Origin of the sequence: Actinoplanes regularis (assembly GCF_900188005.1) — a bacterium.
In the GTDB taxonomy this organism is placed as follows: domain Bacteria; phylum Actinomycetota; class Actinomycetes; order Mycobacteriales; family Micromonosporaceae; genus Actinoplanes; species Actinoplanes regularis.
The window spans coordinates 82,051-97,764 of sequence record NZ_FZNR01000021.1 but is presented as its reverse complement, the minus strand read 5'-3'; the positions used below and the strand labels follow the sequence as shown (position 1 = coordinate 97,764).

Here is a 15,714-nt window from a genome sequence, read left to right as displayed (position 1 = left end):
GCTGGACGGCCGGCACCTCTCACCGGCCGTTCGGCCCGGGCGGATCACGGCAACCGTCGATACTCTCGATCGGGTGACGCTTCAACTACCCGTCGTGTTCATCGCCGCCCTCGGCGAGCCGGGACGGTACTGGCAGCCCGTGCTGGACCGGCTTCCGGACCTGGCCACCGTCACCTACGACCGGCCCGGCATCGGCGGCACCCCGCACCGGCCGGCACCCAATCCCCCGCTGCCCTACAGCGCGTTCGCCGACGAGTTGGCCGCCCTGCTCGACGAGCGGGACCTCGCCGGCCCCGCGGTGCTGGCCGGGCACTCGATCGGCAGCCTGATCGCCCGGGTCTACGCCGCCCGGCATCCGCACCGGGTCGCCGGCGTGGTGCACGTGGACGGCTCGCTCCCGCAGTTCCACGTCTGCCCGGGGCTGGAGACCGCGGAGGACGGCGCCGACGGCGATCCGGACGCCACCGTCATCGACGTGGTGCAAGGCCAGGCCGAGGTGCTCGACTCGGCCCCGCCCAGGGTGCCCACCCTGGTGCTCACCCGGACCCCGGGCCGCTGGGGCGGCGACCGGCCGGCCCCTTCCGGTGCCGAGGAACTGTGGCTGGTCAGCCAGCGGATCCTGGCCCGGGAGACCGGCTCACCGCTGATCGTCGCCGAGCACTCCGGGCACCGGATCCCGGTCGATCAGCCCGATCTGGTCGCCTACGCGATCCGCGCGGTGCACACCGCCGCGCTCACCGGCACGCCGGTCCACCTGGACCCCGACACGCTCAGTCGCACCGGCGCCCACCTCGACAAACACTGATCCCAACCGGCTCCCGCGCCCGCATCACGCCCTCGATCACAACAACGACAACCAGCCCGGCCCCAGCCACAACCCGAAACCCCCGGCCAGCCCCTGCGCATCACAGCACTGACAACCAGCCCGGTCCCGACCACGACCCGGGTCGCCGGCTGGCTCGTGTGGTCCGGACCGGTTTCGGCCGTGGCGCGAGACCTTCGGATGGCCGCGATGACGGCCAGCCGGGTCCCGCCGGCTGGCCGTCATCGTGATGTCGGCGGCCCGGACAGCACCACCGGGACCAGCCGAGGGTTCGCGGCGCGGCCGGGCCTGGAGCCGGGGCGCCTTGCGCGGGTGCGGCACGGGGCGTGGCCCGCGAGGGCTGGCCACGGGACTCCACCGGTCGTACCGGAGCAGGGGTTTGATCTTCGGGGGAACAGTGACGGCCCGCCGCAGCGGGCCGTCAGCGGCCGGACAAGAGGCCGCATGCGGGCCGGATAAGCCTGAAAGGCCGTTTGCTGGTCGGATCAGACAGCCTCCGGAGAGGCCGTCCGATCCGACGGTCGTCGGCGAGCCCGGAGCAGAGGCAGGGTCGGGTCAGAGGCGGTTCCAGGCCTCGGTCAGGACGCCGCGGAGGATCTGCTCGATCTCGGCGAACTGGGTCTCCGTCGCGGTCAGCGGCGGAGCCAGCTGGATCACCGGGTCGCCACGGTCGTCGGCGCGGCAGTAGAGGCCGGCCTCGAAGAGCGCGCTGGAGAGGAAGCCGCGCAGCAGCCGCTCCGACTCCTCGGCGTCGAAGGTCGCCTTGGTGGCCTTGTCCTTGACCATCTCGATGCCGAAGAAGTAGCCGTCGCCGCGGACGTCGCCGACGATCGGCAGGTCGAGCAGGCGCTCCAGGTAGGACCGGAAGACCGGGCTGTTGTCCCGGACGTGCTTGTTGAGCTGCTCGCGCTCCAGGATGTCCAGGTTGGCGAGCGCGACCGCGGAGCCGACCGGGTGGCCGCCGTAGGTGATGCCGTGCGCGAACCAGTTGGTGCCGGTGAGGAACGGCTCGGCCAGGCGTTCGCTGGCGATCATCGCGCCCAGCGGGACGTAGCCCGAGGTCAGGCCCTTGGCAACGGTGATGATGTCGGGCTGGTAACCGTACCGGTCGGCGCCGAAGTACTCCCCGAGGCGGCCGAACGCGCAGATCACCTCGTCGGAGACGAGCAGCACGTCGTAGCGGTCGCAGATCTCGCGGACGCGCTGGAAGTATCCGGGCGGCGGCGGGAAGCAGCCGCCGGCGTTCTGCACCGGCTCGAGGTAGACGGCGGCGACGGTGTCCGGGCCCTCGAACTCGATCATCTCGGCGATCCGGTCGGCGGCCCAGACACCGAACTGCTCCGGGGTCATCGACTCGTCGGGACGGCGGTAGTAGTTCGTGTTCGGCACCCGGGCGGTGCTCGGGACCAGGGGCTCGAAGTCCTGCTTGAACGGGGGGATGCCGGTGATCGACAGGGCGCCCATCGAGCTGCCGTGGTAGGCGACGGCGCGGGAGATCACCTTGGTCTTCAGCGGCTTGCCGACCCGCTTGAAGTACGACCGGGCCAGCTTCCACGCCGACTCGACGGCCTCGGAGCCGCCGGTGGTGAAGAAGACCCGGTTCAGGTCGCCGGGGGCCATGCTCGCCAGGCGGCCGGCCAGCTCGATGGCCTTGGGGTGCGCGTACGACCAGATCGGGAAGTACGCCAGCTCGCTCGCCTGCTTGGCGGCGGCCTCGGCGAGCTCCTGCCGGCCGTGCCCGGCCTGCACCACGAAGAGGGCGGAGAGCCCGTCCAGGTAGCGACGGCCGGTGGAGTCCCACACGTAGCAGCCGTCACCGCGGGTGATCACCGGCACCGGGGCGTCCCGGTACGCCGAGAGGCGGGTGAAGTGCATCCACAGGTGGTCACGAGCGGTCGCGGAGAGGGCGTCCACGTCATCGGGCTGTCGGTCGGTCATGTCTCCCACGCTCAGTTCCCTGGCCTTCCTGTTGTTACCCCTGATCCTGCCCACGGATTCCGTCGCGCACAAGTCGTAGAGCAACTATTTCCACACTGTTTCTAATGAAACGCAGCGCATACAGCAGCGCCGGCCACTCTGACAAAGAGGGGCCGGCACGGCGACGCGTGATCAGTCCCGCCTGGTCTTGGCCCTCGACCGCAGATTGGTGATCACCGCGATCAGGATGCCGGCCGCGAAGATCAGCGTTCCCATCACGTTGACCTGCGGGGGCAGGCCGACCCGGGTGGCGCCCCAGATCCACAGCGGGAACGTCACGGTGGTCCCCGCGGTGAAGTTGGTGACGACGAAGTCGTCGATCGACAGCGCGAAGGCGAGCAGCACGCCGGCGAAGACGGCCGGCAGGATCATCGGGAACGTGATCTTCCAGAACGTCGTCCACGCGTTGGCGCCCAGGTCCGCGGCCGCCTCCTCGATCGACCGGTCCAGGGTGATGACCCGGGCCCGGACCACGGTGGAGACGAACGAGATGGAGAACATCACGTGCGCGATCGTGATGGTGACCGCGCCGAGCCCGGCACCGGCCGACACGAAGAGGGTCAGCAGGGAGATGCCCATGATCAGCTCGGGCGAGGAGATCGTGGTGAACATGACGAGGTTCATCGCGCTCGCGCCGCGGAACCGGTAGCGGCCCAGCGCGTACCCGATACCGGTGCCCAGCGCGCCGGCGAGCAGCGCGCTGACCACCGCGATGACCAGCGACATGACCAGCGCCGAGGTGAGATCGCTGATCGAGAAGATCTCGCGGTACCACTTCAGCGTGAAGCCCTGCCAGGTCTGGTTGTACCGGCCGTGCGGGTTGTTGAACCCGAACACGATCATCAGCAGGATCGGCAGCACCAGCCAGGCGATGACCAGCCAGGTGTAGGCGAACATCGCCCGCTCACCGCTGAGCCGGAACCGGCGGCGGGACGCCACCGGGGCCGGGGCGGTCGCGGGTTCGGTGGTGGGGGTCTGGATCGTCATCGCGCCGCCGCATTCATGACGTCCTCGGTGCCGAGCGCCCTCGCGTACAGGAGGATCCCGCTCAGCAGCACCGCCATCAGGAAGAAGGAGAGCGCCGAGGCCATCGGGTAGTTGGAGTTGGCCAGGGCCTGCGCCTGGACCACCTGACCGATCATGGTGGTCTCCGAGCTGCCCAGCACCGCGGAGTTGACGTAGTCCGAGCTGGCCGGCACGAACGTCATCAGCACGCCGGCGAAGACGCCGGGCAGCGCGAGTGGGAAGACCACCCGGCGGAACGCCGTCATCGGTGCGGCGTACAGGTCCCGGGCCGCCTCGACCACGCGCGGGTCGATGCGCTCCAGGGCCACGTAGATCGGCAGCACCATGAACGGCAGGAAGTTGTAGATCAGGCCGAAGATCACCGCGTACGACGTGCCGAGGATGTGGAAGCCGGACGAGACGAGCCCGGCCTCCTTCAGCGGATGCAGCAGCATCCCGTCGTCGGTGAGGATCTGCCGCCACGAGATCGTCCGCAGCACGAACGACACGAAGAACGGCAGCAGGAGCAGGAACAGGTAGGTCGACTTCCGCTTGCCGCCGTGGAAGGCGATCCAGTAGGCGATCGGGAAGCTCATCACGATCAGTGCCACCGTCGTGACGAGCCCGTACACGAGCGAGCGAATCATCTGGACCCGGTAGTCGGTGATGGCGTCGACGTAGTTCTGCCAGTGACCGGTGAACCGGTATCCGTTGATGATGTCGCCCTGCTGCAGGGACAGCGACAGCATGGTGACCATCGGCACCACGAAGAACAGCAGCAGCCACAGCCCGCCGGGCAGCACGAGCAGGTAGGGCGCGAGTGTACGTTTGACCCGGTTCATCGGCTCAGCTCAAGGTGATCGGCTGGAAGATGTTCTGGAAGGCCTGCTGCTGCTCCGCGGTGTTGAAGTCCACGTAGTAGTGCAGCTTGGCGTAGTCGGCCTCGCCCGGGAAGACCAGCGGGCTGGCGGCGATGCCGTTCAGCGACGCCTTGTCCTCACCGGTGGCCGCCGCGGCGTGCTCCTTGATCTGCGCCTGCGCCGCCGGCACCGGGCAGACGTAGTTGATGTACTCGGCCAGCGTCGCCGCGTTCTCGACCTCGTAGAAGAAGTCCATCAGCGTGATCGCGTCGACCGGGTTGGCCGCGGTGATCGGGATCGTCATGTTGTCGGTCCAGATCGTGCCGCCCTCGGACGGGATGATGAACTTGAAGTCCGTGCCGTCCGAGACGTTCTTCTGGAAGATGTCACCGGACCAGGCCTGGGTGAGCCAGACCTCGCCCTTGCCCAGCGCGTCGACGTAGCTCTGGTCGTAGTAGTTGCGGACCATACCGGCGTCCTTCTGCTCCCTGAGCTTGGCCGCCGCCTTCTTCCACGCCGCCTCGTCCGACTCGCCCGGCTTCAGGCCGAGCGCGAGCAGGCCGAAGTTGGCCAGTTCCTGGGTGTCGGAGAACATGCCGACCTTGCCCTTGAACGCCGGGTCCCAGAGGTCGGCCAGTGAGGTGATCTCCCGGCCGGTCTTCTTCGCGTCGTAGGCGATCCCGGTGATGCCGGACGCCCACGGGATGCTGAAGACGTTGCCCGGGTCGAACGACTCGTTCGCGTACGACTTGGCCGCGTTGGCCGCGTAGTTCGGCAGCTTCGAGTGGTCCAGCGGGGCCAGGAAGCCGCCGGAGCGGAACTGTCCGAACTGGATCGAATTGGTGATCACCATGAGGTCGTAGCCGATCGGCTGAGCGGCCGAGAGCTGGGGCTGCACCTTGGCGAACCAGGGCCCCATCTCCTGGATGACCTCCTGGTAGTTCACCTGGATGCCGGTCTGCGCGGTGAACTTCTTAAGCTCCGGCTTCTTCGGGTCCATGTAGAGCGGCCAGTTGGCGAAGTCGAGCTTGCCGTTCTTGGCCTTGCCGGCCCAGAACTTCTCCACCGCGTCGGGGGCGACGCTGGCCTGCGGCTTTCCTCCCTTGCCCTCGACGCCACACGCGGCGAGGAAGGCACCAAGAGCCGACACACCGCCGAGGCGGAACGCGTCACGGCGGCCGAGCCGCCGCTGCGTCATGCCACGCAGGAGGGAGGGGTCCGGCTTATCGGTCGGGAACATCAAACTCCGATCGGGTACGAGTGCTGCGGGGCCCAGGTGAGGAAGACGCGCTCGCCACGCGACGCGACGTCCTCGGCGTCGTGAGCATTCTGATCGAACACCACGAAATCTGATCCAGTGGAGGTCGACACTGTGTAGTTGGTCGAAGTCCCGTGGTAAACGACCTCGGTCACCGTCCCGGCGAGCACACTGCCGGCGGCCTGCGGCGCGGTCCGGTGCAGGTCGATCTTCTCCGGGCGCACCGACACCTCGATCTCCCGCCCGGCCGGCACCGAGGCGGGCACCGGCACCACGATCCGCTCCTCCGGGCCCAGGTCGAGCACGGCGAGCCCGCCCTCCACCCGGCTGACCGGAGCCGCGACGATGTTCGAGGTGCCGATGAAGCCGGCCACGAACCGGGTCGCGGGCCGCTCGTAGATCTCCCGCGGCGTGCCGAGCTGCTCGATCAGGCCGGCGTTCATCACCGCGATCCGGTCCGACATGGTCAGCGCCTCACCCTGGTCGTGGGTGACGTAGACGAAGGTGATCCCGACCTCGCGCTGGATCCGCTTGAGCTCGATCTGCATCTGCTGGCGCAGTTTCAGGTCGAGCGCGCCGAGCGGCTCGTCGAGCAGCAGGGCCCGTGGGTGGTTGACCAGCGCCCGGGCCAGCGCGACGCGCTGCTGCTGCCCGCCGGACATCTCCTTCTGGTACCGCTTCTCCATGCCGGTCAGCGAGACGATCTCGAGGATCTCGCCGACCCGGCGCGCGATCTCGGCCTTGCCGACCTTCTTGCGCTCCAGCCCGAACGAGACGTTCTGCAGCACGTTGAGGTGCGGAAACAGCGCGTACGACTGGAACACCATGTTGACGTCGCGCTTGTTGGCCGCGACACCGGTGACGTCCTGGCCGTCCAGGAAGACCTTGCCCGCGGTCGGCGCCTCGAAGCCGGCGATCATCCGCATCGTGGTGGTCTTGCCGCAGCCGGACGGCCCGAGCAGCGAGAAGAACTCCCCCTGAGCGATCGCCAGGTCGAGGCTCTTGACGGCCGGAACCGCCTCGCCGTGCGTCAGGTAGTCCTTACACACGCCGACGAACTCGATCGCGGGGTGGTCGGTCCGCCGACCGGCGGCCGAGGAGGCCGGCACGGCGTGATGCGGGGCAGACGTGGTCATTATGTTCACCTCTGGGCGGGGGTGGTGATTCGGTGGGGCAGCGGATCAGCCGTGAAAACTCATCACGTGCTTGATCCGGGTGTACTCCTCGAAGCCGTACATGGAAAGGTCCTTGCCGTATCCCGAGTGGCCGTAGCCGCCGTGCGGCATCTCGGAGACGAACGGCAGGTGCGTGTTGATCCAGACCGCGCCGAAGTCGAGACGGCGCGAGACCCGCATGGCCCGGCCGTGGTTCTGCGTCCAGACACTGGCGCTCAGGCCGTAGCGGACGTCGTTGGCGGACCGGATCGCCGCCTGCTCGTCGGCGAACGGCTGCACCGTGATGACCGGGCCGAACACCTCGTCCTGGATCATCTCGTCGCGCTGCCGCAGGCCGGCGACCACGGTCGGCTCGAAGAAGAAGCCGCGCTCGCCGATCCGGCTGCCACCGGTCACCACCTCGGCGTGCTCGGGCGCCCGGTCCAGGAAGCCGGTGATCCGTTCGAGCTGCCCGGCGTTGTTGACCGGCCCGAAGAACGCCCCGGGGTCGGAGGGCGGGCCGACGCGCGTGTTCTTCGCGGCCGCGGCCAGGGCGGCGGTGAACTCGGCGGCGATCCGCTCGTGCACCAGCACCCGGGTCGCCGCGGTGCAGTCCTGGCCGGCGTTGAAGAAGCCCGCGCCGGCGATCCGCTCGGCGGTCTCCACGACGTCGACGTCGTCGAAGACCACCACCGGGGCCTTGCCGCCCAGCTCCAGGTGCACCTTCTTCAGATCGGGGGCGGCCGCCGCGGCGACCTCCATCCCGGCCCGGGTGGAGCCGGTGATCGACACCAGCTGCGGCACCGGGTGGGCGACCAGCGCGCGGCCGGTGTCCCGGTCACCGCAGACGACGTTGAGCACGCCGGGCGGCAGGAACTCGGCGGCGATCTCGGCGAGCAGCAGCGTGCTGACCGGCGTGGTGTCGGACGGTTTGAGGACCACCGAATTGCCCGCCGCGATCGCCGGGGCGAGCTTCCAGATCGCCATCACCAGTGGATAGTTCCACGGTGTGACCTGGGCGCAGACGCCGATCGGCTCACGGCGTACATAAGAAGTGTGGTCCTTCAGGTATTCGCCGGCGGCCTTGCCCTCCAGCATCCGCGCCGCGCCGGCGAAGAACCGCAGCTCGTCGAGGACCGGGCCGAGCTCCTCGGCCCGGGTCGCCTCGACCGGTTTGCCGGTGTTGCGGCACTCGGCCGCGATCAGCTCCTCCGCCCGCGCCTCCACGGCGTCGGCGATGCGCAGCAGCGCCCGCTGCCGCTCGGCCGGCGTGGTGTCCCGCCAGACCTCGAAACCGGCGCTCGCGGCCTCGATCGCGGCCTCGACATCCGGCGCCGAGGAGACCGGCGCGTAGGCGTAGGTCTCCCCGGTGCTGGGGTCGATGATCGGAGACGTCCGCCCCTCGGCGGTGCCCATGAAGGACCCGTTGACGAAGTTGCGAAGCACGGGGAATTCGGTGCTCACGGGGGAAGTGCCTTCCGATCGGTGTGTGGGTGATCACCCGAAGTGGTGGAACCCTGTCACACGGCATAGGTGCTAATCAAGGGAATCCGAAGTAGTTTCCAAGCTTGAAACGCCAATCCAAATCCCGGGTGGCTTACAGACAACGTAATCCGGCGTCAAGAGGCGTAAAAACCATCGGCGACTGTAAGGGCCCCGTCCAGAATCGCGAGACCTTCCCGGACCTCCGCCGCGGTCGTCGTGCAGGGCGGGACAACATGGACCCGGTTGAAGTGGATGAACGGCCAGAGTCCACGTTCCTTGCAGGCCGCGGCCACGTCGTTCATCGGCCCGGACGCCGCACCGGCCGCGTTGAACGGCACGAGCGGCGTCCCGGCGGAGTCGCGCACGAGCTCGATCGCCCAGAAGACGCCCAGGCCACGGACCTCGCCCACGCTCGGATGCCGCTCGGCCAGCTCGGCGAGGCCGGGGCCGATCACGTCCTCGCCCAGCGAGCGGGCGTGCTCGATGATCCCCTCCTCCTTGAAGATCTGCATCGAGGCGACCGCGGAGGCACAGGCGAGCGGATGACCCGAGTAGGTCAGACCACCGGGGAACGGCCGCTCCCGGAACGTCTCGGCGATCTCGTCGGAGATCACCACCCCGCCCAGCGGCAGGTAACCGGAGTTGACGCCCTTGGCGAAGGTGATCAGATCCGGGACGACGCCCCAGTGGTCGACGGCGAACCACTCACCGCACCGGCCGAAGCCCGCCATCACCTCGTCGGCGATGAACACGATGCCGAACTCGTCGCAGAGCGCCCGCACGCCGGCCAGGTAACCGGGCGGCGGGACCAGGATGCCGTTGGTGCCGACCACGGTCTCGAGCAGCACCGCGGCGACCGTGGCGGGACCCTCGAAGACGATCGTGTCGCGCAGGTGGGCCAGGGCCCGCTCGGTCTCCTGCTCGGGCGTGGTCGCGTAGAAGGGCGACCGGTAGGGGTACGGCCCCCAGAAATGCACCACGCCGATCGCGACCGGCTCGTTCGGCCAGCGCCGCGGGTCGCCGGTCGCGGTGATCGCGGTGGCGGTCGCGCCGTGGTAGCTGCGGTAGGTGGAGAGCACCTTGTGCCGGCCGGTGTGCAGGCGGGCCATCCGGATCGCGTTCTCGTTCGCCTCGGCGCCGCCGTTGGTGAAGAACACCTTGTTCAGCGGGCCGGGCGCGACCTCGGCGATCATCCGGGCCGCCTCGCCGCGTTTGTCGTTGGCGAAGGCCGGCTGGATGGTGCAGAGCTTCGCGGCCTGCTCCTGGATCGCCTTGACCAGGCGCGGATGCTGGTGGCCGATGTTGATGTTGACGAGCTGGGACGAGAAGTCCAGGTATCTCCGGCCCGTGTAGTCCCAGAAGTAACTGCCCTGCGCCCGCTCGATGGGCAGCGGATCGATCCGGCCCTGAGCGGCCCAGGAGTGGAAGACGTGGGCGCGGTCATCCGCCCGGACCTGCGCTTCGTTGCTCATGCTCTTCATCCTCACCGGGTCTGCGGGAAGCCGAGGTCGATCGCCGAGGTTCCCGGATCCGGCCACCGGGAGGTGACGACCTTGCCCCGGGTGTAGAACCGGATGCCGTCCGGGCCGTACATGTGGCTGTCGCCGAAGAGGGACGCCTTCCAGCCGCCGAACGAGTAGTAGGCGACCGGGACCGGGATCGGCACGTTCACGCCGACCATGCCGGCGTCGACCTCGAACTGGAAGCGCCGGGCCGCGCCGCCGTCGCGGGTGAAGATGGCGACGCCGTTTCCGTACTCGTTGTCGTTGACCAGCGCGACGGCCTCGGCGTAGGTCCGCACCCGGACCACCGACAGCACCGGGCCGAAGATCTCGTCGGTGTAGACCGTCATCTCCGGGGTCACGTTGTCGAGCAGCGTCGCGCCCAGGAAGAAGCCCTCCTCCGGCAGGTCGTCGGCTTTGCGCCCGTCGGCGATCACGGCCGCGCCCGCCGAGGCCCCGGCCTCGATGTAACCGGCCACCCGGTCCCGGTGCTCGGCGCTGATCAGCGGGCCCATGTCCACGCCCGCCTCGGTGCCGGCGCCGACCCTGATCCGGGGCAGCCGCGCCGCGATCGCCTCGACCAGCGGGTCGGCGATCTCACCGACCGCCACCACCACCGAGATCGCCATGCAGCGCTCGCCGGCCGCACCGTAGCCCGCGCTGATCGCCGCGTCGGCGGCCGCGTCCAGCTCCGCGTCCGGCAGGACGATCATGTGGTTCTTGGCGCCGCCGAGCGCCTGGACCCGCTTGCCGTGCGCGGTGCCGGTCTCGTAGATGTACCGGGCGATCGGGGTGGAGCCGACGAAGCTGACCGCGGCGATGTCCGGGTGGGCCAGCAGGGCGTCGACCGCCTCCTTGTCGCCGTTGACGACGGTGAACACGCCCGCCGGCAGGCCGGCCTCGGCCCAGAGCCGGGCCAGCCAGAGCGCGGCGGACGGATCCTTCTCGCTCGGCTTGAGCACGAAGGCGTTGCCCGTGGCGATCGCGGTGGCGCACATCCAGAGCGGCACCATCGCCGGGAAGTTGAACGGGGTGATGCCGGCGACCACGCCGAGCGGCTGGCGGATCGAGTAGACGTCCACACCCGTTGCGGCCTGCTCGGAGAACCCGCCCTTCATCAGGTGCGGGACGCCGGTGGCGAACTCCACGTTCTCCAGGCCGCGGGCGACCTCGCCGGCCGCGTCGGCGAGCACCTTGCCGTGCTCCGCGGTGATGATCGCGGCGAGCTCGCCGGCGCGCTGGGCCAGCAGTTCACGGAACTTGAAGACCACGGCGGAGCGCTGGGACAGCGACGCCGACCGCCACTGCCCGGCGGCGGCCCGGGCGACCGCGACGGCCTCGGCCACCTCGGCGGCGCTCGCCAGGTCCACCCGGGCGGACTGCTCGCCGGTGGCGGGGTTGAAGACCGGGCCGACCCGGCCGGAGGTGCCGGCACGTTCCGCGCCGCCGATCCAGTGCGAAATGTGATTCATGAGGCCGACGTTATGTGACGACCATAGACCGAACAATGCTTTGAATGTACTGTCACGAAAATGTTCGACGCTCTCGGGGAACGGCTGACCAATCCCAGCGCTCGCGGCCTGGCCGAGGCGGTCAGCCGGGCGGTCGGCGACGGCGCGATCGAGGCCGGCGCGAAACTGCCACCGGTCCGCCGGGTCGCCGCCGAGCTGCACCTCTCCCCCAGCACGGTCAACGCGGCCTGGCAGCTGCTGCGCCGGGCCGGCACCATCCGGACCGACGGGCGCCGCGGCACGGTCGTCGCCGTGCCCGGCTCGGGCGGCCCCGGCCGCTACCGGGCGGCGCTGCGCCGGACCGGCGGATTCGGGCTCGACCTCTCCACCGGGGTGCCCGACCCCGCGCTGCTGCCGCCGATCCCCGCGCTGTACGGGCTCTCCCCCACCCCAACCAGCTATCTCGACGAACCGGTGCTGCCCGAGCTGGCGGCGCTGCTGCGGGAGCGCTGGCCCTACCCGGCGGAGCGGCTCGCGGTCTTCGACGGGGCGATGGACGCGATCGACCAGGTGGCCTCCGCGCTGTTGCGCCTCGGGGACCTCGCGGTCGTGGAGAACCCGTGCTTCCCCCCGCTGCTGGACCTGCTCGAGGTGCTCGGGGTGACGGTCCTCGGGGTCGGGACCGACGCCGAGGGGATGCTGCCGGAGCAGCTCGCCGCCGCGCTGACCCGGCGTCCCGCCGCGGTCTTCGTCCAGCCGCGCGCCCTGAACCCGACCGGCGCGTCGTGGTCACCGTCGCGGGCCGCGGCGCTGGCCGCGGTGCTCACCGGGCATCCCCAGGTGTACGTCGTGGAGGACGACTCCGCCGGCGACCTCGCGGCCGGGCCGCTCTGCTCGCTCGGCACGTTCCTCCCCCGGCAGACCGTCCACGTGCGGAGCTTCTCGAAGTCGCACGGCCCCGACCTGCGGCTGGCGGCGGTCACCGGGCCGGCGACCGTGCTCGACCCGATCCTGGAGCGGCGCTTGCTCGGGCAGGGCTGGACCAGCCGCCTCCTGCAGCACCTGCTGTTCTCGCTGCTGACCGACCCGGCGTCGGTGGCGGCCGTGCGGACGGCGCGCGACGAGTACGCACGGCGGCGCCGGTTGATTCACGACGGCCTGCGGACGGCCGGGATCGACCTGCCGCCGGGCGAGGGCATCAACATCTGGCTGCCGGTGGCGGACGAGCAGGCGGCGCTGTTGAGCCTGGCCAGCGCCGGTATCGGTGCGGCGGCGGGGACGGCGTTCACGGTCGGTCCGGGAAGCCCGCACGTGCGGGTGACGGTCGGTCTGGTCAGCTCCGACCACGCCGGGGTCGCCGCCCAGCTCGCCCACGCCGCCCGGACCCTCGCACCGGCGATCCCGCGCTGACCTCCGGCCGCACCACCGCCTCCGTGCGGATCTCGGCGAGTGCGGGCCGGGTCAGGGACGGACCGCGGGCGGGTCGTCGACGGTCGGCGGCCGCAGCGGCAGCCGGACGGTGAGCAGCGTTCCGCGTTGCGCCTCGGCCAGCTCGCCGATGCCGATGGTTCCGCCGTGCGCCTCGACGATCGCCCGGGCGATGGCAAGCCCGAGACCGACGCCCTGGATCCCGCTGTTGACGGTGTTGGACGCCCGGAAGAAACGGGTGAAGAGCCGGTCGCGTTCGTCTGCCGGCACACCGACGCCCTGATCCTCGACGATCATCTCGGCCAGGTCGTCGACCTCGTGGACACGCAACCGCACCTGCCCGCCGTCCGGGCTGTATTTCACGGCGTTGGACAGCAGGTTGTCGACAAGCTGGCGCAACCGGGCCGGATCCGCCGTCAACCGCAGGCTGTCCGGCAGGTCGGTCAGGAGCTCGACGTGGTTCGCCTCGGCCAGGTCCCGTTCGGCGGACACCGCGGCGCGCACCACCTCGACCAGTTCGACCTCCGACCGCCGCAGGGGAATGTGGCCCGACTCCAGGCCGGCCAGGTCCAGCAGGTCCTCGACGATGAACCGCAGGTGCTGCGATTGCCGCTTCATCATCACGAGCATTTCCCGCTCCACCGGGATCCCCTCGTCGGCGTCGGCCAGCAGCAGATCGGCGCAGGAGCTGATGGAGGTCAGCGGAGTGCGTATCTCATGCCCGACCAGCGAGACGAAGTCGTTCCGGCTCCGGCCCAGTTCGGCGGCGAACCCGGCCGCCTGCCGCCGCGCCAGGTAAGCACCGAAGTGGGCGGCGAGCCCGGCGAGCATCGCCTTGGTCGCCTCGCCCGGCTCGTTCTGGTCCTCGGTGAACAGGGCCAGCACCCCGACCGGGCCGTCGGCGCCGCGCACGGGCACTCCGAGCCCGGCCCGCACGCCCACGCGAGTGGCGAGTTCGGTCAGCAACGGGTCGCCGACCGCCTCCAGGTCACCCAGCCAGTAGACCTCACCGGCGCTCCACGCCCGGCCGGACACCCCTTCACCGCGCTTGAGCACTTCGCGTTCGATCCCATACCCGTTACCGCGTCCCGGCGCGGCCCAGAACGCCATCTGATAGATCGGCTGGTTCGCGTCCTCGCCCAGCCAGACCTGGGCGAACGGCCAGCGCAGCGTGGTGGCGATCGCCGCGATCGTGGCCAGACCCGCCTCCCGCACCCCCCGCGCGTACGCCAGGGCCTTGACGATCTCCGGTTCGCAGGCGCGCAGGCGCTCGATCAGACGCTGCTCGGTGATGTCCTTGAGTACCTCGACCGCCCCCAGCCGCCGTCCGTCCGCCGAGACCACGGGCCGCGCGTTGACCAGGAAATCCCGTCTGTCCTTGCCCTCGACTCCGAACGTCAGGACGGCGCCGCTCAGCACCTCTCCGGCAAGGGCACGCGTCAGCGGATACTGTTCCTTCGACATCGGCCGGCCGTCCGGGTCCCACCGGGAGACGGTGTTCGAGATCCCCGATACGTCGGTCGGGGTCCAGTCCTCCGGCATCTCCAGAAACTCGCGCAGAGTGCGGCTGAGCAGCACCACGCTGCCGTCGACGTCGCACACGACAAGCATCGTGTGCAGGCCCTCCAAGATCTCGGCGAGGAGGCTCTGCTGGTCACCGACGGCACGGGCCGTCTCCACCCGATCGGACACGTCGAGGAGGAACGTGCACACGATGGGTCCGTTCGGCGATCCCATGGTGTGCACGAGCCCTTCGACGGGGAACTCGGTGCCGTCCCGGCGGCGGGCGATGCCCTGCTCGACCCTCGGCTGGCCGGAAGGGGTGGCCAGGACCTCGGCCACCAGGGCGTCAAATTCCTTGCCGACGGGTTCGGCGAGGATCCGCTCGTCCCAGCGCAGACCGTGGACCTCTGCGGCGGACCAGCCGAACATCCGTTCGGCTGCCCTGTTCCAGCTGATGATCCGCCCGTCGGCATCCGAGCCGATGAACGCCTCGTTGATCTGGTCCAGCACCATCGCGCTGTCCAGGTCCGGCATCGTGGCGATCGGGGTACGAACATCGGGTATCGGGTCGAGCACGCCCGCGATCTCGGTCAGCACAGCGACGTCCCGGTCCGTCCAGTCACGGGCCAGCGTGCCGGCGACCACGATCGAGCCGACCGCCGCCCCGGTGGTGTCGTGCAACGGCACGCCGAGAAACGACCGGATGCCGTGTTCGGTGGTCAATCGGTGGTGGCGCAGTTCCGGGTGGGCGAGGAGGTCCGGCACGGCCACCGGCGCGTCGGCGCTGACGATGTACTTGCCGAACGAGTAGTCCATCGGAACGCGCCGTGCGTCGTCGAGCGGTGCCGCCAAGCCGTGCCGGCCGACCAGGATCTCGTCCCCGGACACCAGGCAGATCGCGCCCATCGGGACATCGAGCAACCGGCTCGCCAGCCGGGCCAGCCGGTCGCAGGGCAGGACGAGCCCGGCGAGCGTCCGCTCAGCGCGCTCGGCCGCCGCCAGTCGTTCCGGCTGCTGCAGCGTCCCCATGTCGAGTGTCGGCACGACCCTCAGCCCTTACCCGTTCCGCAGACTTTTACGCCGGGGTCTACCTGTCCACTAAACACGAGTCAACTGGCTCAGGTGCGGTGTTCAGACAGTTTCCTGAGGGCCGGCGCAGGCCGTGTCGGACGGGTTGCCGAGCCTGCGATCACCCCGTCGTGTGACATCTTGCTCTATGACAACTTGTCGTGAGACGATTTCGGCATGACCACGTGCGAGACTTTGCC

At 69.8% G+C, this 15,714-nt stretch carries 11 protein-coding genes; 2 read left to right on the top strand and 9 right to left on the bottom strand.

Translation table 11 applies throughout. From position 1 onward, the window contains the following. Positions 1 to 73: 73 nt before the first annotated feature. Positions 74 to 805: an alpha/beta fold hydrolase gene (locus CHC09_RS36095; protein WP_239138743.1), complete on the top strand. Its 732-nt coding sequence runs from the start codon at positions 74 to 76 to the stop codon at positions 803 to 805. Positions 806 to 1,378: 573 nt separating this feature from the next. Here the strand turns inward: CHC09_RS36095 and CHC09_RS36090 are convergent. The 8 genes from CHC09_RS36090 to CHC09_RS36055 form a co-directional block, all read right to left on the bottom strand. Continuing rightward, on the bottom strand, positions 1,379 to 2,761 hold the full coding sequence (locus tag CHC09_RS36090) for an aspartate aminotransferase family protein (RefSeq protein ID WP_089297769.1): 1,383 nt from the start codon (positions 2,759 to 2,761) through the stop codon (positions 1,379 to 1,381). Positions 2,762 to 2,932: 171 nt separating this feature from the next. Next, positions 2,933 to 3,787, bottom strand: coding sequence for an ABC transporter permease (locus tag CHC09_RS36085; protein WP_089297768.1), 855 nt, complete (start codon positions 3,785 to 3,787; stop codon positions 2,933 to 2,935). Beyond that, the gene (locus tag CHC09_RS36080) at positions 3,784 to 4,647 is read right to left on the bottom strand and encodes an ABC transporter permease (RefSeq protein ID WP_089297767.1); all 864 of its coding nucleotides are present in this window, start codon (positions 4,645 to 4,647) and stop codon (positions 3,784 to 3,786) included. Before CHC09_RS36080 ends, CHC09_RS36085 begins: the two co-directional genes overlap by 4 nt. A 4-nt stretch (positions 4,648 to 4,651) precedes the next feature. Then, positions 4,652 to 5,863, bottom strand: coding sequence for a polyamine ABC transporter substrate-binding protein (locus CHC09_RS36075; RefSeq protein WP_239138742.1), 1,212 nt, complete (start codon positions 5,861 to 5,863; stop codon positions 4,652 to 4,654). 41 nt (positions 5,864 to 5,904) lie between these two features. Beyond that, positions 5,905 to 7,059, bottom strand: a complete 1,155-nt coding sequence (locus CHC09_RS36070) for an ABC transporter ATP-binding protein (RefSeq protein WP_089297765.1) — start codon at positions 7,057 to 7,059, stop codon at positions 5,905 to 5,907. Between the two features lie 45 nt (positions 7,060 to 7,104). After that, complete coding sequence (locus tag CHC09_RS36065; RefSeq protein WP_089297764.1) at positions 7,105 to 8,541, bottom strand: aminobutyraldehyde dehydrogenase; 1,437 nt, start codon at positions 8,539 to 8,541, stop codon at positions 7,105 to 7,107. Between the two features lie 155 nt (positions 8,542 to 8,696). Then, positions 8,697 to 10,034 carry an aspartate aminotransferase family protein gene (locus CHC09_RS36060; RefSeq protein WP_089297805.1) on the bottom strand — a complete coding sequence of 446 codons (1,338 nt, stop codon included), beginning with the start codon at positions 10,032 to 10,034 and terminating at the stop codon, positions 8,697 to 8,699. Positions 10,035 to 10,045: 11 nt separating this feature from the next. Next, on the bottom strand, positions 10,046 to 11,536 hold the full coding sequence (locus CHC09_RS36055) for a CoA-acylating methylmalonate-semialdehyde dehydrogenase (protein ID WP_089297763.1): 1,491 nt from the start codon (positions 11,534 to 11,536) through the stop codon (positions 10,046 to 10,048). Between the two features lie 60 nt (positions 11,537 to 11,596). On the opposite strand from CHC09_RS36055, the gene CHC09_RS36050 reads away from it, so the two are divergent. Beyond that, positions 11,597 to 12,925, top strand: coding sequence for an aminotransferase class I/II-fold pyridoxal phosphate-dependent enzyme (locus tag CHC09_RS36050; RefSeq protein ID WP_089297762.1), 1,329 nt, complete (start codon positions 11,597 to 11,599; stop codon positions 12,923 to 12,925). Positions 12,926 to 12,976: 51 nt separating this feature from the next. Here the strand turns inward: CHC09_RS36050 and CHC09_RS36045 are convergent, their stop codons facing one another. Further along, a complete protein-coding gene (locus CHC09_RS36045) occupies positions 12,977 to 15,490 on the bottom strand; it encodes a sensor histidine kinase (protein ID WP_143232783.1) in 2,514 nt (837 codons plus the stop codon). Positions 15,491 to 15,714: the final 224 nt, after the last annotated feature.